The 25,354-nt window shown below is 61.9% G+C and carries 18 protein-coding genes and 1 pseudogene; 8 read left to right on the top strand and 11 right to left on the bottom strand.

Going from position 1 to position 25,354, the window contains the following annotated elements; translation table 11 throughout:
* Positions 1 to 50 precede the first annotated feature (50 nt).
* The 3 genes from treS to KSS96_RS15890 are packed head-to-tail and all read left to right on the top strand — an operon-like array spanning position 51 to position 6,850.
* The gene (treS, locus tag KSS96_RS15900) at positions 51 to 3,398 is read left to right on the top strand and encodes a maltose alpha-D-glucosyltransferase (RefSeq protein ID WP_217855072.1); all 3,348 of its coding nucleotides are present in this window, start codon (positions 51 to 53) and stop codon (positions 3,396 to 3,398) included.
* A complete protein-coding gene (gene glgB, locus KSS96_RS15895) occupies positions 3,395 to 5,632 on the top strand; it encodes a 1,4-alpha-glucan branching protein GlgB (RefSeq protein WP_217855070.1) in 2,238 nt (745 codons plus the stop codon). The genes treS and glgB overlap by 4 nt, the downstream gene beginning before the upstream one ends.
* Before the next feature lie 51 nt (positions 5,633 to 5,683).
* Positions 5,684 to 6,850, top strand: coding sequence for a GGDEF domain-containing protein (locus KSS96_RS15890; protein WP_017528468.1), 1,167 nt, complete (start codon positions 5,684 to 5,686; stop codon positions 6,848 to 6,850).
* Between the two features lie 8 nt (positions 6,851 to 6,858).
* On the opposite strand, the gene KSS96_RS15885 is transcribed toward KSS96_RS15890, so the two are convergent.
* The 3 genes from KSS96_RS15885 to KSS96_RS15875 all read right to left on the bottom strand — a co-directional run bounded on the left by KSS96_RS15885 (position 6,859) and on the right by KSS96_RS15875 (position 11,359).
* On the bottom strand, positions 6,859 to 9,045 hold the full coding sequence (locus tag KSS96_RS15885) for a GAF domain-containing protein (protein ID WP_135196797.1): 2,187 nt from the start codon (positions 9,043 to 9,045) through the stop codon (positions 6,859 to 6,861).
* Between the two features lie 166 nt (positions 9,046 to 9,211).
* Complete coding sequence (locus KSS96_RS15880; RefSeq protein WP_017528466.1) at positions 9,212 to 10,063, bottom strand: CAP domain-containing protein; 852 nt, start codon at positions 10,061 to 10,063, stop codon at positions 9,212 to 9,214.
* Positions 10,064 to 10,144: 81 nt separating this feature from the next.
* The gene (locus tag KSS96_RS15875) at positions 10,145 to 11,359 is read right to left on the bottom strand and encodes an MFS transporter (protein ID WP_217855068.1); all 1,215 of its coding nucleotides are present in this window, start codon (positions 11,357 to 11,359) and stop codon (positions 10,145 to 10,147) included.
* A gap of 113 nt (positions 11,360 to 11,472) precedes the next feature.
* Between KSS96_RS15875 and KSS96_RS15870 the strand changes: the two genes are divergently transcribed.
* Both KSS96_RS15870 and KSS96_RS15865 read left to right on the top strand, forming a co-directional pair.
* Positions 11,473 to 12,354 (top strand): LysR family transcriptional regulator, encoded by an 882-nt coding sequence (locus tag KSS96_RS15870; RefSeq protein WP_137220125.1) that lies wholly within the window; start codon positions 11,473 to 11,475, stop codon positions 12,352 to 12,354.
* Between the two features lie 55 nt (positions 12,355 to 12,409).
* Positions 12,410 to 13,087 (top strand): GNAT family N-acetyltransferase, encoded by a 678-nt coding sequence (locus tag KSS96_RS15865; RefSeq protein ID WP_017528464.1) that lies wholly within the window; start codon positions 12,410 to 12,412, stop codon positions 13,085 to 13,087.
* Between the two features lie 40 nt (positions 13,088 to 13,127).
* Here KSS96_RS15865 and KSS96_RS15860 read toward each other — a convergent pair whose 3' ends face one another.
* Both KSS96_RS15860 and KSS96_RS28380 read right to left on the bottom strand, forming a co-directional pair.
* Positions 13,128 to 14,192: a methyl-accepting chemotaxis protein gene (locus KSS96_RS15860; RefSeq protein ID WP_439653356.1), complete on the bottom strand. Its 1,065-nt coding sequence runs from the start codon at positions 14,190 to 14,192 to the stop codon at positions 13,128 to 13,130.
* 228 nt (positions 14,193 to 14,420) lie between these two features.
* Positions 14,421 to 14,693 (bottom strand): annotated as a pseudogene (locus KSS96_RS28380) (PAS domain-containing protein); the annotation flags it as partial.
* A 162-nt stretch (positions 14,694 to 14,855) separates the two neighbouring features.
* Here KSS96_RS28380 and KSS96_RS15855 point away from each other — a divergent pair.
* Positions 14,856 to 17,057: an OsmC domain/YcaO domain-containing protein gene (locus KSS96_RS15855; protein ID WP_065878960.1), complete on the top strand. Its 2,202-nt coding sequence runs from the start codon at positions 14,856 to 14,858 to the stop codon at positions 17,055 to 17,057.
* A 67-nt stretch (positions 17,058 to 17,124) separates the two neighbouring features.
* On the opposite strand, the gene dapA is transcribed toward KSS96_RS15855, so the two are convergent.
* Both dapA and KSS96_RS15845 read right to left on the bottom strand, forming a co-directional pair.
* Positions 17,125 to 17,979 carry a 4-hydroxy-tetrahydrodipicolinate synthase gene (gene dapA / locus KSS96_RS15850; RefSeq protein WP_017528461.1) on the bottom strand — a complete coding sequence of 285 codons (855 nt, stop codon included), beginning with the start codon at positions 17,977 to 17,979 and terminating at the stop codon, positions 17,125 to 17,127.
* A gap of 282 nt (positions 17,980 to 18,261) precedes the next feature.
* Entirely contained in the window at positions 18,262 to 18,759 is a 498-nt protein-coding gene (locus tag KSS96_RS15845) for a VOC family protein (protein ID WP_017528459.1), read from the bottom strand.
* Between the two features lie 239 nt (positions 18,760 to 18,998).
* Between KSS96_RS15845 and KSS96_RS15840 the strand changes: the two genes are divergently transcribed.
* Complete coding sequence (locus tag KSS96_RS15840) at positions 18,999 to 19,874, top strand: AraC family transcriptional regulator (RefSeq protein WP_065878962.1); 876 nt, start codon at positions 18,999 to 19,001, stop codon at positions 19,872 to 19,874.
* 115 nt (positions 19,875 to 19,989) lie between these two features.
* Positions 19,990 to 20,709 carry a type 1 glutamine amidotransferase gene (locus KSS96_RS15835; RefSeq protein ID WP_017528457.1) on the top strand — a complete coding sequence of 240 codons (720 nt, stop codon included), beginning with the start codon at positions 19,990 to 19,992 and terminating at the stop codon, positions 20,707 to 20,709.
* A 62-nt stretch (positions 20,710 to 20,771) separates the two neighbouring features.
* Here KSS96_RS15835 and KSS96_RS15830 read toward each other — a convergent pair whose 3' ends face one another.
* From KSS96_RS15830 to KSS96_RS15815, 4 genes are all read right to left on the bottom strand, one after another.
* Positions 20,772 to 22,109: an MFS transporter gene (locus KSS96_RS15830; RefSeq protein WP_017528455.1), complete on the bottom strand. Its 1,338-nt coding sequence runs from the start codon at positions 22,107 to 22,109 to the stop codon at positions 20,772 to 20,774.
* An 87-nt stretch (positions 22,110 to 22,196) separates the two neighbouring features.
* Entirely contained in the window at positions 22,197 to 23,168 is a 972-nt protein-coding gene (locus KSS96_RS15825) for an EamA family transporter (protein ID WP_032883464.1), read from the bottom strand.
* A 587-nt stretch (positions 23,169 to 23,755) separates the two neighbouring features.
* On the bottom strand, positions 23,756 to 24,538 hold the full coding sequence (locus KSS96_RS15820) for a hypothetical protein (RefSeq protein WP_223495731.1): 783 nt from the start codon (positions 24,536 to 24,538) through the stop codon (positions 23,756 to 23,758).
* A gap of 74 nt (positions 24,539 to 24,612) precedes the next feature.
* Complete coding sequence (locus KSS96_RS15815) at positions 24,613 to 25,341, bottom strand: hypothetical protein (RefSeq protein WP_017528451.1); 729 nt, start codon at positions 25,339 to 25,341, stop codon at positions 24,613 to 24,615.
* Between the last annotated feature and the right edge of the window lie 13 nt (positions 25,342 to 25,354).

Below are 25,354 nucleotides of genomic sequence, written 5' to 3'. Positions count from 1 at the left end.
CCCCTTCCCACATTGACTGCATTCTGCCTGCTGAATTTCAGGAGTTTCCAATGGCGAAGAAACCCAAGGCTGCCACCTTTATCAAAGACCCGCTCTGGTACAAGGACGCGGTGATCTACCAGGTTCACGTCAAATCCTATTTCGACTCCAACAACGACGGCATCGGCGACTTTCCCGGCCTGATCGCCAAGCTCGACTACATCGCCGACCTGGGCGTGAACACCATCTGGCTGCTGCCGTTCTACCCCTCGCCCCGTCGCGATGACGGCTACGACATTGCCGAATATCGCGGCGTGCACAGCGACTACGGGACCCTCGCCGATGCCAAGCGCTTTATTGCCGAAGCCCACAAACGCGGGCTGCGGGTGATCACCGAGCTGGTGATCAACCACACGTCCGACCAGCACCCCTGGTTCCAGCGCGCGCGCAAGGCCAAGCCCGGCTCGGCCGCGCGGGACTTCTACGTGTGGTCCGATGACGACCAGAAATACGACGGCACCCGCATCATCTTCCTCGATACCGAAAAGTCCAACTGGACCTGGGACCCGGTCGCCGGCCAGTACTTCTGGCACCGTTTCTATTCCCACCAGCCCGACCTCAATTTCGATAACCCGCAAGTCATGAAGGCCGTGCTGTCGGTGATGCGCTACTGGTTGGACATGGGCATTGACGGCCTGCGCCTGGACGCCATTCCGTACCTGATCGAGCGCGACGGCACCAACAACGAAAACCTGGCCGAAACCCACGACGTGCTCAAGCAGATCCGTGCCGAGATCGACGCCAATTACCCGGACCGCATGCTGCTCGCCGAAGCCAACCAGTGGCCCGAAGACACACAGCTGTATTTCGGCGATCGCAAGGGCGACGACGGCGACGAATGCCACATGGCCTTCCACTTCCCGCTGATGCCGCGCATGTACATGGCGCTGGCCCAGGAAGATCGCTTCCCGATCACCGATATCCTGCGGCAAACGCCGGAGATCCCCGCTAACTGTCAATGGGCGATTTTCCTGCGCAACCACGATGAACTGACCCTGGAAATGGTCACCGACAAAGAGCGCGATTACCTGTGGAATTACTACGCCGCCGACCGCCGCGCGCGGATCAACCTGGGGATTCGCCGGCGCCTGGCGCCCTTGCTGGAGCGCGACCGCCGCCGCGTGGAGTTGCTCAACAGCCTGCTGCTGTCGATGCCGGGCACGCCGACCCTGTATTACGGCGATGAAATCGGCATGGGCGACAATATCTACCTGGGCGACCGTGATGGCGTGCGCACGCCCATGCAGTGGTCCATCGACCGCAACGGCGGGTTCTCCCGCGCCGACCCGGCCAGCCTGGTGCTGCCGCCGATCATGGACCCGCTCTACGGCTACCTGTCGGTCAACGTCGAGACCCAGACCCAAGACCCACATTCGCTGCTCAACTGGAACCGACGCATGCTGGCGGTGCGCAAGCAATCCAAGGCATTCGGCCGTGGCAGCTTGAAAATGCTCTCGCCGACCAACCGCCGCATCCTGGCGTATACCCGTGAGTACACCGGCGAGGATGGGCACACCGAGATCATCCTGTGCGTGGCCAACGTGTCCCGCAGTGCCCAGGCGGCTGAGTTGGACCTGTCGGCGTTCGCCGGCATGGTGCCGGTGGAGATGCTCGGCGGTAACGCCTTCCCACCGATCGGCCAACTGAATTTCCTGCTGACCCTGGCGCCGTACGGCTTCTACTGGTTTGTACTGGCGGCGGAAAACCGTATGCCCAGCTGGCATGTGGAGCCGGCGCAAAGCATTCCCGATTTCACCACTCTGGTATTGAAAAAACGCATGGAAGAACTGCTTGAAGAACCTGGCCGCACCACCCTTGAGCAAACGTCGTTGCCGGCCTGGCTGCCCAAGCGGCGTTGGTTTGCCGGCAAGGACGTGGCCATCGACAGCGTCCGCATTGTCTACGGCGTACGGTTTGGCGACCCGCAGCATCCGGTGTTGCTCAGCGAGCTGGAGGTGAGCGCCGCCGGGCAGGTCAGTCGTTACCAGTTGCCGTTCGGTTTCCTGGCTGAAGACCAGTTCACCAGCGCCTTGCCCCAACAACTGGCCCTGGCCCGCGTGCGGCGTACGCGCCAGGTAGGGCTGGTGACCGACGCCTTCAGCCTGGAGCACTTTGTGCGCGCGGTGATCCAGGGCCTGCAAGCCGGCACGGTGTTGAATTCCAGCGACGGCGACCTGCGCTTTGAGGCCACGCCCCACTTGGCCGAGCTGCCACTGAGCGACGAAACGCCGGTGCGCTATTTGTCGGCCGAGCAGTCCAACAGCTCGGTGGTGGTGGGGGAGTGCCTGGTACTCAAGTTGATCCGCAAGGTCAGTGCCGGCGTACACCCGGAGCTGGAGATGAGCGCCTACCTGACCGCCGCCGATTACCCGAATATCTCGCCGCTGATGGGCGCCGTGATCCGTCGCGATGGCAATGGCGAAGACAACCTGCTGATGATCGCCCAGGGCTACCTGAGCAACCAGGGCGACGCCTGGAGCTGGACCCAGAACAACCTCGAACGCGCGATTCGCGACGAACTGGCCGAGGCCATTTCCGAGCAGGAACAGCACTACAACGCGCTGGGCGAACTGGCGGACTTTGCCGGCCTGCTCGGCCGGCGCCTGGGCGAGATGCACCTGGTGCTCGGGGCGAAAACCGCCAACAAGGACTTCCAGCCTGAGGTCACGACCGCCAAGGACACCCAAGCCTGGAGCAAGGATGTCGGTGCCCAGATCGACCGCGCCCTGCATCTGCTCAAGCTGCAGCAAAACCAATTGAACCCGGCGGATCAGGCGTTGGTCACTGATTTGTTGGCGCACAAAAAAGCCATCCGCGAGCACGTCCAGGCGTTGGCCAAGGCCACTTTGGGCGGGCTGCGTATTCGCGTTCACGGTGATTTGCATCTGGGCCAGGTGTTGGTGGTGAAGGGTGATGCTTACCTGATCGACTTCGAAGGCGAGCCGGCCAGGCCGCTGCATGAGCGTCGCGGCAAGCACAGCCCGTACAAAGACGTGAGCGGTGTACTGCGCTCGTTCGATTACGCGGCGGCCATGGCCCTCAATGAGCAGGGCGTGGATCACTCCGAACAGGCCGACCAGGCACGCAAGCGCGTGACTGATCGCTACCTGAAAGAAGCACGCCTGGCATTTATCCAGGCTTATCAGGCGGCTACGTCTACACTGGCGCATGACTGGCAGGATGCCAAAGGCCAGGACGCCGCGCTGACGTTGTTTAGCCTGGAGAAGGCCGCGTACGAAGTGGCCTACGAGGCGGAAAATCGCCCGACCTGGTTGCCGGTGCCGTTACAGGGCCTGCATAACCTGTTGAGCGAGTTGTTACCTAAATCCAAGCATGCACGCGGTGGGGAGACGTCATGAGTTTTACATATAAAGAACCGCTGCAGCCCAAGCTGACGGCAATGCCGGCGTCCAGGGACGTCGATGCGCTGGTGCGCGCCGAGCACCATGACCCGTTCTCTATTCTCGGGCCGCACGATGATGAGCAGGGCGGGCAATTTATCCGCGCGTTCCTGCCGGAGGCCCTGAGCGTTCACGTACTGGCGCGCGACAGTGGTGAGCCGATCGGCAGCCTGGATGCCACCCAGGTGCCGGGTTTGTTTGTCGGGCACTTCAACCATCGCCAGGCGTACCTGCTGAAGATCCAGTGGGCCGGTGGCGAGCAGATCACCGAAGACCCGTACAGTTTCAGTCAGTTGCTGCTGGGCGAGATGGACCTGTACCTGTTTGCCGAAGGCAACCATCGCGACCTCAGCAGTTGCCTGGGCGCCCAGGTGGCTAACGTCGATGGTGTGGACGGGGTGCGTTTTGCCGTGTGGGCACCGAATGCGCGGCGCGTGTCGGTGGTGGGCGACTTCAATATCTGGGACGGTCGCCGCCACCCGATGCGCCTGCGCCATCCCTCCGGCGTGTGGGAAATCTTTATCCCGCGCCTGCAACCGGGTGCGGCTTACAAATACGAGATCCTCGGCGCCAACGGCATCCTGCCGCTCAAGGCCGACCCCATGGCGCTGGCCACCCAGCTGCCGCCGGACACCGCGTCGAAAGTCGCGCCGCCTTTGCGGGTGGACTGGCAAGACCACGAATGGATGCAGTCACGCGGCGAAAAACAGAAGTCCACGGCGCCGCTGTCGATCTATGAATTGCACGTCGGTTCCTGGCAGTGCGAGCTGGATGAGGCCGGTGAAGTGGCCCGGCAATATGGCTGGCGCGAGCTGGCCGAACGGCTTGTTCCCTATGTGCAGCAACTGGGCTTCACCCATATCGAACTGATGCCGATCATGGAGCACCCGTTTGGCGGCTCGTGGGGCTATCAAGCGTTGTCGCAGTTTGCCCCGAGCGCGCGTTTTGGCTCGCCGGAAGATTTCGCGTATTTCGTCAACGCGCTGCACCAGGCCGATATCGGCGTGATCCTCGACTGGGTGCCGGCGCATTTCCCTACCGATACCCACGGCCTGGCGCAGTTCGACGGCACCGCGCTGTACGAATACGCCAACCCGCTGGAAGGCTTTCACCAGGACTGGGACACGCTGATCTACAACCTGGGCCGCACCGAGGTGCACGGCTTTATGCTGGCTTCGGCGTTGCACTGGCTCAAGCACTTCCACGTCGACGGCCTGCGCGTTGATGCGGTGGCCTCGATGCTGTATCGCGACTATTCGCGCAAGGCCGGCGAATGGGTGCCCAACCGTCATGGCGGGCGCGAGAATCTGGAAGCCATCGATTTTCTGCGGCACTTGAACGACGTCGTGGCGCTGGAGGCCCCCGGTGCGCTGGTGATCGCCGAGGAGTCCACGGCCTGGCCCGGCGTGAGCCAGCCCACCCAACAGGGCGGCCTGGGGTTCAATTACAAATGGAACATGGGCTGGATGCACGACTCCCTGCATTACATCCAGCACGACCCGGTGTACCGCGCCCATCACCATAACGAGCTGAGCTTCGGCCTGGTCTATGCCTGGTCCGAGCGCTTTATCCTGCCGATCTCCCACGATGAAGTGGTGCACGGCAAGCACTCGCTGATCGACAAGATGCCGGGCGACCGCTGGCAGAAGTTTGCCAACCTGCGTGCCTACCTGGCGTTCATGTGGATGCACCCCGGCAAGAAGCTGCTGTTCATGGGCTGCGAGTTCGGCCAGTGGCGTGAGTGGAACCACGACCAGCAGCTGGATTGGTACCTGTTGCAGTACCAGGAACACCAGGGCGTGCAAAAACTGGTGGGTGACTTGAACCGCCTGTACCGCGAGGAGCCTGCGTTGCACGAACAGGACGATGCGCCCCAGGGCTTCCAGTGGCTGATCGGCGATGACGCGATCAACAGCGTCTATGCCTGGCTGCGCTGGAGCAAGGACGGCAAGCCGGTACTGGTGGTGGCCAACTTCACCCCGGTGCCGCGCGAAGCCTACGCCGTGGGTGTGCCGTTTGCCGGGCGCTGGAGCGAGGTGATCAACAGTGATGCGGACACCTATGCCGGCTCCAATTTCGGCAACGGTGGCGAAGTGTTCACCCAGGACGAGCCGCGCCATGGTCAGCCGGTGTCGTTGTCGCTGAACTTGCCGCCGCTGGGGGTATTGATTCTGCGGCCTGAAGCGCGTTGAAGGCTCTGCTGTGAGGGATTCGGTTGTCCGCGGTGCTGGCAGGGTGCCACAATGGCACCTTTGTCGCGGCAGTCGAATCAGGCGAATTTCATGAATGGCCTTGGGCGTGAGCAGGACCAGGATTGCTTTATAGAAGAGCAGGTGCGCACCGACCGTCTGCACCAACTGTTTCGGCAGTCATTTGCGGCCATTTTCGGCAGTTATCTGGCGGCAGCGATGCTCTGCTGGCTGTGCTGGGATCGCTTCGACCACACCGTCATGCTGGGCTGGTTGGTGCTGCTGACGGCCTCGTCGATGCTGCGGATCAAGATGTTCATGGACTGGTTTCGCTGCCCCAACAGCGAACGCACGCCGGACCGCTGGGAGCGCCGCTACTGGATCACCCTGACGCTCTCGGCCAGTATCTGGGGCGCCGGCGCGTTTGCGGTGATGCCCGCCGATGACCGTTTGTCCCAAGTGCTGGTGATGCTGTTCACCGTGGGCATGTCGGTGAGCGCGGTCTCGTGCTATTCGGCCTATCGCAACATGACGCTGTTGTCGATTGCGCTGGTGCTGCTGCCCTGTACGGTGTGGCTGCTGTTCCAGCCGTCCTCGATGCAGGTGGGGGTAGCGATCGCGGTGTTGGTGTTCAGCACGTTTGTGGTCAGCGCTACACGCAAACTCTCCGATGCCCTGGAAAAAGCCTTTCGCCTGACCCGGCAAATGGAGCGTGCCCACAATATTTCCACGCGTGCGGCCCAAACCGACGAGCTGACCGGCTTGATGAATCGCCGCGCGTTTTTCGAACATGCGCACCTGTTGTACGCACAGTGCCGCCATCACCAGCAACCCTTGTGTGCGTTGATGATGGACATGGACCATTTCAAGCAGATCAACGATACCTACGGGCACCAGGCCGGTGACCAGGTGCTGCGCCAGATTGGCGGGGTGATCAGCGCATCGTTCCGCAAGGCCGATGTGTACGGCCGCCTGGGGGGCGAAGAGTTTGCCGTGCTGTTGCCCAACACCACCTTGGAAACCGCGCGGGAGATTGCCGAACAACTGGTCAAGGCCATCTCCGGCCTGGCCTGCGACCCGGTGCATGGGCTCAGCGCCAGTTTGGGAGTGGCCTTCGCCAATGCGTTGGATCAAGACCTGCACGGCTTGATGAATACGGCGGACAAGGCGCTGTACCGGGCCAAGGCCCAAGGCCGCAACCAAGTGGCACTGGCGGAGTAGGGCGCCGTTCAGTCCTTGCAGATGGCCTTGGTCAACACCCGCGAGACCTGCTCGGCGGAGTACGGTTTGGCGAGAAACTCGAACCCTTCGTAGCCGCTGTCGGCCAGCTCTTCGCTGTAGCCCGAGGTGAGCACCACGGGCAGGTCGGCACGGCGCCGGCGCAGCAGTTTGGCCATGGCCACGCCGGTGATGCCGGGCATTACCACATCCGAGAAGACCACATCGAACGCCATGGCATCCTGGCCCGCGAGGGTCAGCGCCTGCTCGCCATCCGTGGCCCAGGTGGTCTGGTAGCCCAGGTCTTGCAGAATCTGGGTGGCAAACCGCCCGACTTCGAGGTTGTCCTCCACGATCAACACGCGGCACTGGGCGGTATTGTGGGCGGGCGCCGGGGGCTCCTGCGGGATGGCATGTCGCGATGCCAGCGCTTCTACCTGCGGCAGGTACAACGTGAACACGCTGCCTTCGCCGAGAGTGCTGGCCACGTCGATATTGCCGCCGGACTGCTTGGCAAAGCCGAACACCTGGGACAGGCCCAGCCCGGTACCTTTGCCCACGGCCTTGGTGGTAAAGAACGGCTCGAATATGCGCTCGATGGTTTGCGGCGCAATGCCTTGGCCGGTATCGGCCAGCGAGACGGCGATATACGGCTGGCCGGCCCCCGCATCGCCACGGATGCTCGGCAGCGGCTGCCCGCCGACGACCCGCAACGTCAGCGTGCCCTGGCCGCCCATGGCATCGCGGGCATTGAGGGCCATGTTGATCAGCGCGGTTTCAAATTGGCTGGAATCGACCCGTGCGAAGCAGGCATGCGAGGGCAGCTCGACCTGTACGTGAATGCGCGCCCCGGTGACGCTTTCGAGCATCTCGCCGATATTCCGCACCTGCTGGCCCACGTCGAAGACTTCCGGGTTGAGCGGTTGGCGGCGGGCAAAGGCGAGCAGTTGGCTGGTCAATTTACTGGCCCGCTCCACCGTGTCGGACACCGCACTCATGTAGCGTTGGCGCCGATCTTCGGGCAGGCCCGGCTGGCGCAAAAAGTCCACCGATGAGCGAATGATTGTCAGCAGGTTGTTGAAGTCATGGGCCACGCCACCGGTCAATTGACCGATGGCTTCAAGTTTCTGCGACTGGCGCAACGCGGCTTCGGCCTGGGCCAACGCAACGGTGCGCTCTTGCACGCGCTGTTCCAGGGTCCTGTTCAGTTCGGCAAAGGCGGCCAGGCCTTGGCGCACGTCGGCGTCGGCGCGCACCCGCTCGATATGCGCCCAGGAACGCTCGGTGACCTCGCGCAGCAAGGCCAGGTCGTAAGGTGACCAGGTCCGAGGTGAGTGGTTGTGTACAGCCATCAAGGCGGTCAGGCGGCCGTTTTTGATCAGCGGCATGCAGAGGGTGGCGCTGACGCCCAGGGCCCGGAAGCTGGCAGATTCCGCGGCAGGCAATTCGCGCAGGTTGTCCTGGATCACCAGCGGTTCGCCGGCCTTCAGGCTGGTCACGGCGCGTTCCCCGAACGCTGCCAGGCTGTAGCGCCCAACGATGTTCGGCGAACCTGGGGCAGCCCAATTGTCGCGGATGGTGAAGCCGTCCTCGTCGGCGTCCATGTCGGCGTAGGCGCAGTTGCTCACGCGCAGGTGTTCGGCCAGCAGACGGGTGGTGCTGGCCATGATGGCTTCGGCATCGGCGGCATTGACCACGGCGTGACCGATGGCATCGAGCACCGCCAGGCGCCGGGTGAGGAATACGGTGGCGGTGGTTTCGGTCACCGTATCAAGCATGCCCACCACGGCGCCCTGTGGGTCGCGGATCGGGCTGTAGCAGAAGGTGAAGTACGCCTGCTCCTGCGCCTGGCCGCGTTCGATCACCAGCGGGAAATTCTCGATATACGTGGCGTGGCCTTGGAAGGCAGCGTCGCAAATGGGGCTGATCTCAGCCCATGCCTCGCTCCACACTTCGCTGAAGGGGCGCCCGAGTGCGTAGGGTTTGTTACCGAGGATTGGCGTAAAGGCGTCGTTGTACAGCGTGATCAACTGCGGCCCCCAGACAATCGCCTGGGGAAAGCTCGAAGCGAAACACAGTGCCACGGTGGTTTTGAGCACATCCGGCCACTGCTCCAGCGGCCCCAGGGGCGTACCGGCCCAATCATGCTGACGCACGCGTTCAGCCATTTCGCTGCTGCTTTGCAGCCAATTCATCATTGGGAGAACACCTTTAACCAGAATCCACAGCGCGCTTGAATGCCCGGCGCAAAGCTACAGACCCGTGCCGACGCTGTCAGTTCAGCGCGAATATCCGCGAGCGGGCGGCTGGCTGCTCTATGCGTTTGAGCAGGCCGGGCCGCCCGCCGGGTGTTGGCCCAGCCCGTTATTGCGTGCCGAACAGACCGGTCCAGTAGATGCCCGCATCGCTCTTGGGGTCCATCGCATACGCGGCGCCCAGTTCACGAAATTGCGGGTTCATCAGGTTGGCGCAGTGACCGGGGCTGGCGAGCCAGCCATCGACGACTTTGCGTGGGGTATCCAGGCCGGCGGCAATATTTTCGCCGATGTTCTTCGCGATGTACCCGGCCAGTTCGGCGCGGTCGCCAGGGGTGCGGCCGTCGTGGTCCAGGTGGTCGAAGAAGTTGCCGTTGGCCATGTTTCGGGTATGGCTGTTGGCGGCGCTGGCCAGGGTGTCGTTCCACGACAGCGGCGTGGTTGCGCTGAATGCCTGGGCGCCGCATTGGCGGGGTTGGACGCGGGCGGTGTTGATCAGGTCCAGCAGTTTCCTGCCTTCGGTTTGCCAGTCGCCCAGGCCGCTCGATAGCAGCGGGCGGGCCAGCACGATGCGCCAGTCCTGGCCGCTGTTGCTCACGCCGATGTCGACGAATTGCGGGTCCAGCACCACCCGGCAGAAGCTTTCGCGCACGGCCTTCATGGCGGCCTGGGCATCCTTGGGGCCGGACAGGCTGATGGCCTGCACATTCACCATCGGGTAAGCGGCGCGGGCCAGGGCCTGCTGCAAATCGCCGACGTTGTTGGCCGGGAGCACCAGCCGCGTGTCGCTGGCCAACGGTGGCAGTTCCTGGGAACCCTGGTCACCGCAGCGCTGCACCTGGCTGCGGTATTGGTTGATCTGTTGTACCAACTGACTTTCTTCATTCGCCATCGCGCTGGCGCAGAACACCGTACTGGCGGCCAGCGTCGTGAGGCCCATCATCAATGACAGAACGCGCATGGACGTTACCCTTGAGCTTGAAAGTGCCCATGATGCGCGATGTAACCCGGTCTGGCGCAACGCCTTTTTTGTTTTTTTGCCTCAACGGGTGTTCTGCACGCCGTTCGCCGCACAGGTGTGGCCCCATGCCATCGCCATGGCGACCAGGATCAAGCCGACGGCCACGGCGAAGGTGGCGTGCAAGCCATGCGTCACCGCCTGCGGCGCGGCGTGGGTGACGTTGGGGGTGACCCAGGCGAACACCGCGCCCAGGGCCGAGGTGCCGACAATCAGGCCCAGATTGCGCGACAGGTTGAGCAAACCGGAGATTGTCCCCCGGCGTGCGGCCTCCACATCGCTCATGACGCCTGTGTTATTGGCGGCCTGGAACAGGCTGTAACCCGTGGTCAGGATCATCAGCGCGGCCAGGTAGGCAATCAACCCCGAAGTCAACGACAGCAGCAGCGCGCCACACAGCAGAATGCCCAGCCCGGCGCGTGTCATGCGCTGGCTGCCGAGGCGGTCGGTGAGGCGGCCGGCGGGTACGCCGGTGAGCGCCGCGACGCACGGCCCGACGGCCAGCGCCAGGCCCATCCACTCAGGGCCCAGGCCCAGGCCGCGGGACAGGTAAAACGGCCCGACCACAAAGGTGGCCATGATCACGGCGGCGATCAACGTGCTCATTGCCAGGCCTGTGCGCAGCGCTGCATCGTTGAGCGGCGCCCAGAGGCTCAACCGCGCGGCTGACTGCGTGCCGTGCCGATCCGGCGGCAGGCAGCGCCACGCCAGCGCCACCGCCAGCAGCCCCAGGGGCATGCCCGCCAGGAATAACGCGCGCCAGCTCCACAGGCTGAGCAGCATCCCACCCACGCTGGGCCCCATGGCGGTGCCCACGGCCGACACGGTGCCGAGCAAGCCCATCGCCCGGCCGGTGCGCTCTTTGGTGACGGTATCGCCGACCATGCCCAGGGCCATCGCCATCATGCTCGCCGCGCCCAGCCCTTGCAGGACCCGCGCGGCGATCAACGCATTCAGCGACGGCGCCACGGCGCATACGCCGCAGGCGAAAGTAAACAACAGCAACCCGCCCAGCAGCAGGCGGCGGCGCCCGAGGCGATCACCCAGGCGGCCGGCATTGACGATGACGGCCGTGATCGCCAGCAGGTAGGCCAACACCACCCACTGCACCGCGTGAAACGACGCATCGAACGCCAGCGCCAGGCTGGGAAGGCCGACATTGGCGATGCTGGTGCCGAGGGACGCCAGCAACATGGACAACGACAGGCTGACGAGACCGCCGCGTGGGGAGGAGGGCATGGGAGATTCCTTGAGTGACTGCAACTGTCACAACTCTACGGCGTGGCCTAACATGGCGGAAGGCGCATGGTTTGCACTCAATACCTGCATATGACGCCTGCCAAGGAGCGCTGATGCCCGATCTGAATCTGCTGATCACCCTGGATGTGCTGCTCGCCGAAGGCAGCGTTGCCGGCGCAGCCAAGCGCCTGGGCCTGAGTGCCTCGGCCATGAGCCGTGCGCTGGCGCGTCTGCGCGACACCACCGGCGACCCGCTGCTGGTGCGTGCCGGTCGTGGCCTGGTGCCAACCCCGCGAGCGCTGGAGTTGCGCGAACAGGTCAGCCGTCTGGTGCAGGACGCACACGCCGTGTTGCGCCCGACGTTGAGCCTGGATATGCATCAGGTAGAGCGCACCTTCACCCTGCGCACCAGTGAAGAGTTCGTCGAGCACGTGGGCCCGGCGTTGCTCGCGCGTATCGCCCAAGAGGCGCCTGGGGTGCGCCTGCGCTTCGTCAACAAGACCGACAAGGACAGCGCCTTGCTGCGCGATGGCCGGGTGGATCTGGAAACGGGTGTGGTCGACCCCGCCGCCAGCCCCGAAGTGTTGACCCAGGCGCTGTTTCGCGACCGCTTGATCGGCGTGGTGCGCAAGGGCCATCCCCTTAGCCGGGGCGCCATCAGCGCACAGCGTTTTGCCGAGGGCCGGCACGTCTACGTCTCGCGTCGCGGGCAGGACCGTGGTCAGATCGACGCTGCGCTCGAGCGCTTGGGCTTCACGCGACAGATCACCAGCATCGTCGCCGGCTTCTCCACGGCCATGGCCCTGGCACGCGACGGCGACTTGATCGCCAGCGTGCCCGAGCGCTACACCGCCCACCGCCACGACCTGTTCTGCTTTGCACTGCCGGTCAGCTTGCCGACCTTCACCGTGGCGATGCTCTGGCACCCACGGCTGGACGCGGACCTCGCCCATCGTTGGCTGCGTGGCTGCTTGCGTGAGGTGTGTGGGCAATAACCCCTGCGCAACGGGTACAATCGCCGCCGCCTTGACGCGAAACCCAGGAATTTGCATGTTCAGCCTTACCCGCTACACCACGCCGTGCCCCGAGACCATCAATGGCCAGATCCTGCAACTGGTGGTGGACAACCTCACCGACATCAGTAGCGTGGCGCTGCCGCCGAGCAACCTGCTCTACAACATCTACCAGTATGCGATTGGCTTTGAAGTGCACCTGTACCTGGAGGCGCTGAAGGGCGACAAGGGCATTGCAGTGGAACTGATCGTCGCCACCGATGCGCAGGATGCCGAGCGGGTTCTCGGCTTTTTGTTGTGCTTGCCGGTCAAGGATGATCCCCAGGCGTGCGGCATTGCCTTTATGGCGGTGCAGGCCGGTTGCCGCCGACAGGGCGTGGCGCGGGGCATGATGCAGGACGTGCTCGCGCGCTACCCCCATGCCGAACTGGCCTGTGCGGTGGAAAAGGTCGCGGCCTTCGAAGCCATGGGTTTTCAAGTACGCGCTGCGCGCGGCACCCAAGTGCTGATGAACACCCGCGACTACGCCACCGATGGCTTGATGGGCGTGCTGGATGTCGCGCCGATCTACAGCTCGCTGGAGGTGCGCCAGATCCACACCTACCTGCTGCAGAAACACGGCAAGCGCGCCATGGTGGACGCTGAGAAACAGCGGGATCGGCACCTGGATCAGTTGACGCGTAAAGCCCGGTTGTTCGTGCAGTCTCGCGGTTGAGCGCGTCTGGTCAACGCGCTCAAGCCCCGTCGCGTTTTACTCAGCGATTGAAACGTTCTACCAGCGCATATTGAGTGGCGGCGGTGTTGGTCAGCTCTTTGCTCAACCCGGTGGATTGATGGGCTTGCAGCGAGGTCTGGTCGGCCAACTCGGCGATGGTGGTGATGTTGCGGCTGATCTCCTCGGCGACGGCACTTTGTTCTTCGGTGGCGGCGGCGATCTGGGTGGTCATCTCCGTAATGTGCGACACCGCTTCGCTGATGCCCACCAACGCCTGATCCGCTTCCAGCACCCAGGCCACGCCTTCCTGGGCCTGGCGTTGGCCGTTTTCCATGCTGAGCACGGCATTGTTGGAAGACGCTTGCAATTGGGTGATCAGGGCGTGGATCTGCGTCGTGGACTGCGAGGTGCGCTGTGCCAGTTGGCGCACTTCATCGGCCACCACGGCAAAGCCACGGCCTTGTTCGCCCGCGCGGGCGGCTTCGATGGCGGCGTTGAGCGCCAGCAGGTTGGTCTGATCGGCGATGCCTTTGATCACGTCCACCACGCTGCCGATTTCATCGCTGTCGCGGGCCAGTTGCGCCACGGTGGCGCCCGTCTCGCCGACCACGGTAGACAATCGCTCGATGGCCTCGCGGGTATCGCGCGCCACTTCGCGGCCGCGGCCGGTCAGCACATTGGCTTGCTGGGTGGCGTCGGCGGTACGTTGCACATGGCTCGCGACTTCCTGGGTGGTGGCCGCCATCTGGTTGACCGCCGCCGAGACCTGTTCGGTTTCGACGCGCTGACGGTCAAGGCCCCTGGAACTGGCGGTCGCCAATTGATCGGATTGCCCGGCCAGCGCGCTGAGTTGTTCGGCACTGTCCTGTAGGCGCGTGAGGCAGGTTTTCAGGCGTGCATGCTGGCTGAGGAATGCTGTTTCCAACCGCGCTTGAGGGCCGCGTGCGTCGCTGTACATCTGGGCGATCAAGGCATCCGACGTCGAGGGTTCGACCCCCTCCAACAAACGCAAGGTGCTGCCTTGGCGCCAGCGTGCGCAGAGCATGCCCACCGGTACCGCGACGGCCACCGCCACGGCGATGGCGGCCGGTGCGCTGAGGAACAGCCCGCCGAGGGCGCCGGCAACACCGGTGACGGCATAGGGCGCGCAGCTCAAAAGCGCCGGCAGCCAGGCATCCTGCAGCGAAACGCCGGATTTGCCTTGGCCCAGGCGTCGATACAGCGCCTGGGCGCGACGGATTTCGTCGGCGCTGGGCTTGACCCGCACCGACTCGAAACCCACCACCCGGCTGCCTTCGAAGATCGGCGTAACGTACGCGTTGACCCAGTAATGGTCGCCGTTTTTCGAGCGGTTCTTGACGATCCCCATCCACGGCAGGCCTTTTTTCAGCGCACTCCACATGTGCGCAAAGACGGCCGGCGGTACGTCGGGGTGACGCACGATGTTCTGCGGGGCGCCGATCAGGTCGGCTCGTTCAAAGCCACTGATCTCGACAAAAGCATCGTTACAGTAGGTGATGCCACCCTGCGTATCGGTGGCAGAGATAAGTTTTTGCGATGGTGCGAGTGAAATTTCGCGTTGTGTTACGGGCTGGTTATTGCGCATTCCGACTACTCCCTGGTTGCACCCAGTGCATCGGCACTAACCGGCAGAAGATTAATGCACATGGGCTATTTCTCCCGCCATTGGTCAAAAGCCTGAAATCAGTCGACGAAAAACCTCATAATGGCCGCCATTTTTGTTTAGCCCGTATTCTGGTGTGCCCCCATGGAAATCAAGGTCAACTTTCTCGACAACCTCCGGCTTGAAGCCAAGTTCGATGACTTCACGGTGATTGCCGACCAACCCATTCGCTACAAGGGCGATGGTTCGGCGCCGGGGCCATTCGACTATTTCCTCGCTTCGTCGGCGTTGTGCGCGGCGTACTTTGTGAAGTTGTACTGCCAGACCCGCAATATCCCCACCGACAATATTCGCCTGTCGCAGAACAATATCGTCGACCCGGAAAACCGCTATAACCAGATCTTCAAAATCCAGGTGGAGTTGCCGGCGGATATTTCCGATAAGGACCGCCAGGGCATCCTGCGCTCCATCGACCGTTGCACCGTGAAGAAAGTGGTGCAGGCCGGGCCGGAGTTTGTGATCGAGGAAGTGGAAAACCTCGACGCCGATGCCCAGGCCTTGTTGATGCCCGGCAGTACCTCGCAAGGGGGCACGTACATTGCCGGCAAGGACCTGCCGCTGGAGCAGACCATCGCCAATATGTCGGGGATCCTCGCCGGCCTGGGGATGAAGATCGAGATCGCCTCGTGGCGCAATATCGTGCCTAACGTGTGGTCGCTGCATATTCGCGATGCGCACTCGCCGATGTGCTTCACCAACGGCAAGGGCGCGACCAAAGAGGGCGCCTTGGCGTCGGCGCTGGGCGAGTTTATCGAGCGGCTCAATTGCAACTTCTTCTATAACGACCAGTTCTGGGGTGAGGAACTGGCCAACGCGCCGTTCGTTCACTATCCGGATGAGCGCTGGTTCCAACCGGGACCCAACGACGAATTGCCCAGCGAAATCCTCGACGCCTACTGCCGCAAGGTCTACGACCGCGAAGGCGAGTTGCGCGGCTCGCACCTGTTCGACACCAACTCGGGCAACGAAGCGCGTGGCATTGTTTCGCTGCCGTTCGTGCGCCAGTCGGATGGCGAGGTGGTGTACTTCCCGTCCAACCTGATCGAAAACCTTTACCTGAGCAACGGTATGAGCGCGGGCAACACCTTGGCCGAAGCCCAGGTGCAATGCCTGTCGGAGATCTTCGAGCGGGCGGTCAAGCGCGAAATCATCGAAGGGGAATTTGCCCTGCCGGACGTGCCGGCCGAGGTGCTGGCCAAGTACCCAGGCATTGTGGCGGGCATTGAGGGCTTGCAGGCCCAGGGCTTCCCGGTACTGGTCAAGGACGCGTCGCTGGGCGGTGAATTCCCGGTGATGTGCGTGACCTTGATGAACCCGCGCACCGGCGGCGTGTTTGCCTCGTTCGGCGCTCACCCAAGCCTGGAAGTGGCGCTGGAGCGCAGCCTTACCGAACTGCTGCAAGGCCGCAGTTTCGAAGGCTTGAACGACTTGCCGCAGCCGACCTTCGAAGCCCAGGCCGTGACTGAGCCGAACAACTTCGTCGAACACTTCATCGATTCCAGCGGCGTGGTGTCGTGGCGTTTTTTCAGCGCGCAGTCGGAATATGAATTTGTCGAATGGGACTTCTCGGGCGAGGGCGAAGACTCCAACGCCCAAGAGGCCGCGACCTTGTTCGGCATTCTCGAAGGCATGGGCAAAGAAACCTATATGGCGGTGTACGAACACCTCGGCGCCACCGCCTGCCGCATCCTGGTACCGGATTACTCGGAAATCTACCCGGTGGACGATCTGATCTGGGACAACACCAACAAAGCGCTGTTCTTCCGCGCCGATATCCTCAACCTGCACAGCCTTGACGAGGACGAGCTGCAAGCGTTGGTCGAGCGCCTGATCGAAAGCGAGCTGGACGACTACACCGACATCACCACGCTGATCGGCATCGAGTTCGACGACAACACGGCGTGGGGCCAACTGACCATCCTGGAGTTGAAGCTGCTGATTTTCCTGGCCTTGAAGCAGTATGAAGAAGCCAAGGAATGCGTAGAGATGTTCCTGCAGTACAACGACAATACCGCCGAACGTGGGCTGTTCTATCAGGCGATGAACGCGGTGCTGGAGATAGAACTGGACGACGACCTGGAACGGGCGGATTACGCGGTCAACTTGCGCCGCATGTTCGGCGATGAGCGCATGGACGCAGTGATGGGGTCGGTGGACGGCAGCGTGCGGTTCTACGGCTTGACGCCGACCAGCATCAAGCTGGAAGGGCTGGACCGGCATCTGCGTTTGATCGAGAGCTACAAAAAGCTGCACAGCGCGCGGGCTCGCGTCACCTCGGCAGGCTGATGTAGGCGTTTCAACAATGTGGGAGGGCGCAAACCCCTCCCACATGGGTTCTTGGTTGCTCGCGGGGCTAGCTGAGCAGGCTGTTCAGTTGAGTCCGGGTCGCGTCGCTGGCGCTTTGCAGCGGTGCCCGCAACTCGCTGCCGATCAAGCCCTGTAACGCCAGGGCGGCCTTCACGGGGGCCGGGTTGGGTTCAATGAACAAGGTGTTGATCAGCGGCAACAATGCGAAGAACGTGGCCCGCGCTTCGACCCATTGGTTATCCCGTACTTGCTGGCACAGCGCCACGAACTCTTCGGTGCGCACATGGGCCGACGCCGCAATCGCCCCCGTGGCACCCAGGCACAGGGCGTTGAAGATCTGCACATCCTCGCCGCACAACACGTCCACTTCACCACTGGCCAACAGCGCCAAGGTATTACCCAGGTTGCCGCCACAGTCCTTGATCGCCACGATGCGCTCATGGGCGACGATGCTCAGCAAGGTGGCCTGCTCAAAGGTCGCGCCGGTGCGGTAGGGAATATCGTAGAGAATGATCGGCACGCTGGACGCATCCGCCACGGTGCGAAAGAACGCCGCAAGGCCGGCCTGGGACGGGCGGATGTAACTTGGCGCCGGCACCAGCAAGCCCGCCACCGGGCGCTTGAGGATTTCGCTCTGAAACCCCAACAACTCAATCTGGTTATTGCCTGCCAGGCCCATCACCACACGGTGCGCGGGCGCCACTTGCAACACCGCATCCAGCACCGCCAGTTGTTCCTCTCGGCTGAGCGCGGCAGCTTCGCCGGTGGTGGTGCACACCATGATCCCGGCCACGTGCTTTTCCAGCAGATGGCCGACCAGCCGGCGCAGGCCGATGAAGTCGATGGCGCCGTGATTGAACGGTGTGACTACGGGAACCCAGATACCTTGAAACGATGACATGCATTTTCTCCTGAGGATGGACCAGTCAAGTCACCGTCAGAAGGGCAGGGGCAATTGTGCAAGGGGGGAGGGAGTCCGCGCTCAATGTCCTGTCAGCTCATCTGACGGGACAGCGCGCCCCGGTCACATGAGCGACTGTTTCTTCGATTTGAGGGCGTGCGCCACGCAACCTTGCGCCTTGGCAACCGAGCCAATGACGTAAAGGTTAACCCACGTGGTTGCGGACATAAGCTGACACACCCTGAAGAAGGGCTCCATCTTCAGGGGATGTCAGCAAATGTGTCAAGTATGACCTGCTGAATGCCCAGCCACGGCGGCTTCGATGGCGGCAATGTCGATTTTTGTCATGGTCATCATCGCTTCAAACGCACGCCGAGCTATTTGCGGATCGGTGTGTGCCACCGCATCCGTCAACACGCGAGGCGTGATTTGCCACGACAACCCCCACTTGTCCTTGCACCAGCCGCAAGCGCTGGGCTGGCCGCCGTTGTCGATAATGGCGTTCCAGTATCGATCCGTTTCGGCCTGATCATCGGTGGCGATCTGGAACGAGAACGCCTCGCTATGGGTAAACATCGGGCCGCCGTTCAAGCCGATGCAAGGGATGCCCAGTACGGTGAATTCGACGGTCAGTACGTCGCCTCGTTTGCCGGACGGGAAATCACTCGGCGCCCGGCGTACGGCGTTCACCGCGCTGTCGGGGAAGGTCTTGGCGTAAAAGTTGGCAGCCTCCTCGGCGGTGCCGTTGTACCAGAGGCAGAGGGTGTTTTTAGCAGTCATGTTGGCTCTCCACGGAGTGAGTGGTCCCAGGAGTCTAGTTTTTTTCAGGTCCTTCGTGGCATCAAGTGGCGTGAGGCGGCTGGACAATGCGCGCGTTGGCTCTGCAAGCGACTTCGCGTTGAAACCACAGGCATAACCCCGCGTAAATGCCGGGCGTCCATTTGAGCAAACACGGCTAGGCGCGGGTCGATGCAATCGCCCAAGCTAGTGCCTGGCGTATATCCAGGAGCCTTTATCCAGTGTCTGACTTGCCGAGCAATGCCGCCTACAGCAAACGTTTCGATGCGGTACTCGCCTTTATCGAGGCGAACCTTGAAGGCGACCTGTGCGTGAAGACGTTGAGCCGTGTGGCGAATTTTTCGACGTTTCACTTTCACCGGCAATTCACCGCGTTCGTGGGCGTGCCGGTTTCACGTTATGTGCAACTGATGCGACTACGGCGCGCGGCGCACGGCTTGTCTTCCAGGGCTGATTATTCGGTGCTGGACGCCGCCGTTGGGGCGGGCTTCGAAAGCCCCGAAGCGTTTTCCAGAGCATTCAGGCGGGCGTTCGGTATGGCGCCGAGCGCCTTTCGAAAACGACCGGATTGGCATGTGTGGAACGCGGTATTCGCCATCCCTCATTTTTCCAGGAGCGTTGTCATGCAGGTAAGAATTGTAGAGTTTCAAGCCGTCAGGGTTGCCGTCCTCGAGCACTGCGGTGCGCCAGCGCGGGTGAGTGAAAGCGTGGGTCAATTTATCCAGTGGCGCCTGCGCAGTGGACAGTCGCCGGTGGCATCCAGTCGCAGTTTTGGTATTGCGTTCGGTAACCCTGATACGACCCCGGCCGATGAGTTCCGGTTTGCGATCTGCGGCGAAGTGCGCGAGGCGGTAAGCGCGAATGAGTTTGGCGTGACTGAGCGCGTTATCCCCGGCGGGCGTTGCGTCGTGGTGCGGCATACGGGCTCGCCGGATCACATCGCAGAATCGATTTATCCGATCTATCGCGATTGGCTGCCCGGCAGTGGCGAGGAGCTTCGCGACCACCCGCTGTTCTTCGAGTACCTGAGTGTTTTCCCCGAGACACCGCAGGATCAGTGGCAGACCGATATTTACGTGCCGTTGCAATCGCTTTGAGCTTGTAAGTGACACAATGTGTCATTAGTATGCGCCTTGTGTCTTTCCGGGCTGGTCGGATAAGGCATTGACCCCTGGTAGCCGTGCGGCCTGCGCTCATTTTAAAGGTGAAGAATTGAACGTCCATTTTCTGGTGCATGAGTCTTACGAAGCCCCCGGTGCATTTGAAGGCTGGGTAACCGCTCGCGGTTATCAAGCGACGTATTCGCGCGTCTACCTGAATGAAGCGCTGCCGGCCGATGCGGGCTCATTCGACCTGTTGGTGGTGCTGGGTGGCCCACAAGACCCGGCGACTACGCCCGCACAATGCGCGCATTTCGACGCCGCGGCCGAGTGTCAGCTCATTCACACCGCCATTTTGTCGCGACGCGCTGTGGTTGGGGTTTGCCTGGGGTCGCAATTGATAGGCGAGGCATTGGGGGCCGCTTTCGACCACAGCCCCGAGAAGGAAATCGGCAAATTTGCGATTTCCCTGACCGCTGAGGGGTTGGCTAATCCAAAGTTTTCGCACTTTGGAAGCACCTTGGACGTCGGCCATTGGCACAACGACATGCCAGGGCTTACCCCGGATGCCAAAGTCATTGCCCACAGCGAGGGTTGCCCGCGTCAGATCGTCGAATACACGCCTTTGGTGTATGGCTTTCAATGCCATATGGAACTCACCAGAGACGTCGTGGAATTGTTGATCCAGGCCTCTGAAGCGCAATTGCGAACGCTCACCGACCACCGCTTTGTTCAGCAGCCCGCCGAGTTGCGAGATAACGATTACGCTGAAATGAACCAGAAGCTGTTTGTGTTTTTGGACAAGCTGGTCGCCGATTACCAGGCAGGATGAAACCAGGGGTAGGTCGCGCAGTCTCGCCGGTGTTCGACATCGTTGAGCGGCAACGCGCGAACCTAACGCGAGGGCAACGGCGCTGCGCCTTTTTCCTCCGAGCCCACGTCATGCAGGGAAATTCTCGACGTCTCCGGCAACGCCAACCCGCCGGCCAGCGCCAGCAACGCCACCGCGATCAGATAAAACGCCGGTGACAGGTTGCTGCCCGTGGTGCTGATCAACCAGGTCGCCATCAGCGGCGCGGTGCCGCCGAAGATCGTATAGGCCATGTTGTAGGTGATCGCCGAGGCGGTATATCGCGTACGGGTGGGGAAAGTTTCCGACAGCAACGCCGCCGTGACCACCCCACATAACACCGCACCCACCGCCAGCAACATCACGCCGACGACCGACGCCGCGAACGAACCGGAACTGGCCATCAAGAACGAGGGGTACACCACCACCATCAACAATAGACACGCTGTCATCACCGTGACCCGACGCCCCACTCGGTCCGAATACAGCCCGGCCAGCGGGCAAATGGCCGCTGCGAAAATCAGGGCAATCAGCGACACCAGCAACGCAACCGCCCGACTCAGCCCGCCCGCCACTTGCAGGTACGTCGCGAAGTAGGTGGTGAACATATAAAACGACAGCGCCGTCAGCGATACAAAAGCGCCCAGGCAGCAGATCGCCGCAGCATGGTGACGCAGGGTGTCCTTGAGCGGCGAATGGGCGACCGCGTGTTCCTGTTTCACGGCCTGGAAGGCGGGCGTCTCATCCAGTTTCCAACGCAGGTAAAGCCCCACCAGACCCAACGGTGCGGCGATCAGGAACGGCAGGCGCCAGCCCCAACTGCCCATCGCTTCGCCAGACAATGACGCTTCAAGGGCATACGCCACCACTGCTGCGGCGGCGAAGGCCGAGAACGTCGACACCGGCACGAAGCTGCCGTACCAGGCGCGTTTGTCGCTGGGCGCGTGCTCCATCAGATAGGCACAGGCCCCGGCGTATTCGCCCCCGGCCGAGAAGCCCTGAGCGCAGCGGATCAGCGACAACAGAATCGGCGCCGTGACACCGATGGCAGCGTAGGTGGGGAGCAGGCCGATCAAGGTTGTGGCGCCGGCCATCAGCAGGATCGTCATGGCCAGGGTGCGCTTGCGGCCAATGCGGTCGCCGAGCATGCCGAAAAAAATCCCGCCCAGGGGTCGAAAGGCGAAGGCCACGGCAAATACCGCGAAGGTCTTGAGCAGCGCCGCGCTGGCATCGCCGCTGGGGAAGAACTGCTGGGCGATGGTGGTGGCGAGGAAACCGTAGACGGCGAAGTCAAACCATTCGACGAAGTTACCGATGCCGGCGGCGATGATCACCTTTCGCAAGGTTTGGGGGCTGACCTGTTCGGTGGAAGGGCTCGTCATGGGGAAACGCCTCGGGATGCGCCAATAGAGCGCTGATTATCCGAGGCGGCGCTCAGGTGGCGACGTTCAAAAGAGGCCTCTGCATAGTCAGCAGCGACCTGATGGGCTCGATCCAGGCAAGACCTGCGCCTTGACGGGCGGGCGGGGCGACGTGCGATAAGTCAGCAGCACGATGGCCGTCACCACAATGACACCCCCCAGCATCTGCCCGACGCTGAGCAGTTGGTCGAGCACGATCCAGCCCATCAGCAGCGTCGCCAGCGGCTCAATGTTCATGACCGGCGCGTTTCGCGGCATATCCAGGCGAGGTACCGACATGAACAACACGATAAAGGCGGTGCCATACAGCACCACCAACGTGGCCAGCGCCAGCCAGCCGGTCGCGGTTGCCGGCGTGTCGAGGCCGCCGGGCAGGGCGCCACTCAGGCCCGCAAAGTTGACGCTGGCGAACACGATGAAGATCGTCAGCAGGCTGCGCACGGAACCGCGTACCTGGGACAACTTGTGGTCGGTGATCCACAGCGCGCAGGCAAATACCCAGGCGGCGCAGAAGGCCAGGGCGACGCCGACCAGCCATTGCGGGCCATTGCCGGCCTCGCTCGACAGGCGCCCGGGCACGTCCAGTACAAACACCAGCCCCACCAGGATCAACCCCATCAGCAACGCAGTGCGAGCAGTGGGGCGCGGGCCACCCAATGCCCAGGTAAGCAGTGCCAGCAACATCGGAAACACGTTGGCTACCAGCAACGCCAGCGCGACCGGTATACGGGCTACGGCGGAATACAGGCACAGGCTTTGAGTGGCGATGAGCAGGCCCAACAGCACTTGCCAACGCCAGGCACCCGGCGGCAGGCGCAGACTTTGGCGTTGCCACAGCACCCACCCGGCCAGCACCAACAACGTGCCGCCGGAGCGCAGCAAAATCGCCAGCAGCACACCGGCGCCATCGTCAAAGGCAACGCGCGCAGCGACATGATTGCCGGCGAAGGCGCAGCCCATGCAGAGCAGAATCAATACCGCGATAGGTCGGGAGAAGAGAGCGGGGGCAGGGGGTGTCATGATCAGAACTCGGGCAATGGCGCCATTGTCGAGAATGGCTATTTATTGTTAGGTTGTCGTACGACTTGAGGGGCTTTTTTAGCGCGTTTGGAGGGCAGGGGCAAGGAGGAATTTTAGAGTGCGGCCTTAATGCTGGGCATTTTCGGCTTTTTTTGCTGGGTTTTATGCGTGGTTTGTTTGGCGGGGATAGATAAGGCTGAGCCAGTTCTGTCCTAGAGGTCGTACGACTTCAAGAACTGGCTCTTACCGCGTGGCTAGACCTCCTTGAACCTCGCCATCTGGATTCCGGGTGCGCCCTGGGCAATGCAGATGACCGAGATCTGTGGTCGATTCCCGTCTCTGAGGAGGTAACGATCATTCACCGTAGGCCCGGTCAGGGGAAGGCAGTTTGGAACATCCCAAAGAAGCGTGCCTGCACTTACGTAAGGCCCGCCGTTGGCAACGACTGTGTTGGTCGCTGAGCTATACACTTGCGTCATAGTGGTATCCATCCCTTTTGCGTTATTAAGAAGCGGGGCCCAGTGCCGAACCCACCGTTGCAGGCTATGACGGGCGGTCGAATGTCGGTAAGTATCGTTACCGTAACGCTACTTGGGATAAGGGCCCGGGGAGAACGCATTGATGGACGTATCAAAGTGAATGCCAGCCTGATTCTGTGCATCGAACGGTACTTGCAGGTATCGACTGAGTTGGAACGTTGAGCTCACGCCAACCGAGGCGTAGGAATACGATGAGTAAGCGAATAGAGGGGTGAATACGCTGGTCGGCAACACACTGCCGCTACTGATATCGCTGCCTACCAACGCCCATACAACCGCTGTTGGCTGTGAAATATAGCGAGTCTGAAAGCGGTTCAGCGTGAAGAGGTTGAGCGCTGACGGCGTGTCGGGTTTGCCGGATGCGCTGTCGTAAATATAGAGCGCCAACCCCGTGATCAACGCCTGCGAGTCGGGGGGAGCATCGTAGTAGATACCGATACTGCCGTCCTTGCCTTTGCCGTTTCCATTAATTTGCACGCCGTTGAAGACATAGCTGTTGCCATAGGCGACGGGGCTTGTCATGCCCATATTAATCACCTCGACAGAGGCGACGGTGCCATTGGCTATATAAAGGTTGGCGTCCTGTTCAATCACCAGGTTCATCGAGTCGCCGATGGGGGGCGGTAAAGTGATCGCAATGACGGTGTTATTCGCCTCGGAGGCCGGGTTGGGCACGGCGATGACAATCGATTGATTATTGGCATTCAAAAACCTCCTCGCATCGGTATCCAGGTAGAGGGTGAGCTGTAATGTCCCCGCCTGGCTAATGAGGGCAAACAAGCCTGCTGCAACGCCTGCGCATAACCGAAGCCACGGCTTGTATCGAGCCACGGGACACCTCTACAGGAATAAAAAACCCGTTTGCGCTGAAACGCAAACGGGCGATACCCAGTCATTAATCCCGATCAGCCGCCCGAGTTAATAATGGTGCCAATGGTCGACCCTGAGCTGACCGGAGACACCGACGGCGTCCCGGCCAGGTTGGTAATGGTGTAAGTGCTCGCCAACACTTGCAGATCGTATTCGATGGTACTGGCGGAAAAAGAGAAGGTGCAGCCCGGCGCCGAGACTACGGCCTGTACGTTACCCGACTGCAGGTTTTGCTGTGCGGCTACCAGCAGGATGTTTTCCAGTGGTTTCATCACGATCGAGCCCTGAGGGTTCAACGTGAAGGCACAGAACGGCAGGTATTGGGTGCCCGAGGGAGTGGTCACGAGGCCCGCAAGGCCCACCGTCAGGGGCGGGGTACCCGAAGGGCGATTATTGAACAGCCCCAGGCTGTCGGCGGGCACGCTGGCGACGCCGCCAGAAACGAAGGTGCCGTCCTGATTGAAGGTTTGCGCACTGCCAAGTGGCAACGCGGTGGAGATCGACTGCATTTGAATCGTCGTATCGGCCGCGATGTTACCTTGGGTGGTGACGTACAGCTTGTACATAGGCTGGTAGTCGATATCGACTAACCCGAACATAGTGCCGAACGGTACAGCGAACCACGTCGGTACACCCGTGGTGAGTTGGTTAGGACCTACTGCGCCCTTATAGGCCAACAGGTTGTAACCCTGGGTCTGCAACTCCTTGAGTACGGCCTTTTGATCGGCTGAGTTGAAGTCAAACTCTATCGTGAACGTCGTCATTTTTTCACCGTTA

The sequence above is a fragment of the Pseudomonas asgharzadehiana genome (genome assembly GCF_019139815.1).
GTDB lineage: Bacteria > Pseudomonadota > Gammaproteobacteria > Pseudomonadales > Pseudomonadaceae > Aquipseudomonas > Aquipseudomonas asgharzadehiana.
Note: the sequence above shows the minus strand (reverse complement) of the source record. Positions and strands in the feature narration are given on the sequence as shown.

Bases quoted from the DNA above. Each gene is read 5' to 3' on its own strand.
- KSS96_RS15830 (WP_017528455.1), bottom strand. From the start codon at position 22,109: ATGACGAGCCCTTCCACCGAACAGGTCAGCCCCCAAACCTTGCGAAAG.
- KSS96_RS15885 (WP_135196797.1), bottom strand. From the start codon at position 9,045: ATGATGAATTGGCTGCAAAGCAGCAGCGAAATGGCTGAACGCGTGCGT.
- treS (WP_217855072.1), top strand. From the start codon at position 51: ATGGCGAAGAAACCCAAGGCTGCCACCTTTATCAAAGACCCGCTCTGG.
- KSS96_RS15865 (WP_017528464.1), top strand. From the start codon at position 12,410: ATGTTCAGCCTTACCCGCTACACCACGCCGTGCCCCGAGACCATCAAT.
- KSS96_RS15890 (WP_017528468.1), top strand. From the start codon at position 5,684: ATGGCACCTTTGTCGCGGCAGTCGAATCAGGCGAATTTCATGAATGGC.
- glgB (WP_217855070.1), top strand. From the start codon at position 3,395: ATGAGTTTTACATATAAAGAACCGCTGCAGCCCAAGCTGACGGCAATG.
- dapA (WP_017528461.1), bottom strand. From the start codon at position 17,979: ATGTCATCGTTTCAAGGTATCTGGGTTCCCGTAGTCACACCGTTCAAT.
- KSS96_RS15870 (WP_137220125.1), top strand. From the start codon at position 11,473: ATGCCCGATCTGAATCTGCTGATCACCCTGGATGTGCTGCTCGCCGAA.
- KSS96_RS15880 (WP_017528466.1), bottom strand. From the start codon at position 10,063: ATGCGCGTTCTGTCATTGATGATGGGCCTCACGACGCTGGCCGCCAGT.
- KSS96_RS15815 (WP_017528451.1), bottom strand. From the start codon at position 25,341: ATGACGACGTTCACGATAGAGTTTGACTTCAACTCAGCCGATCAAAAG.
- KSS96_RS15845 (WP_017528459.1), bottom strand. From the start codon at position 18,759: ATGACTGCTAAAAACACCCTCTGCCTCTGGTACAACGGCACCGCCGAG.
- KSS96_RS15855 (WP_065878960.1), top strand. From the start codon at position 14,856: ATGGAAATCAAGGTCAACTTTCTCGACAACCTCCGGCTTGAAGCCAAG.
- KSS96_RS15825 (WP_032883464.1), bottom strand. From the start codon at position 23,168: ATGACACCCCCTGCCCCCGCTCTCTTCTCCCGACCTATCGCGGTATTG.
- KSS96_RS15875 (WP_217855068.1), bottom strand. From the start codon at position 11,359: ATGCCCTCCTCCCCACGCGGCGGTCTCGTCAGCCTGTCGTTGTCCATG.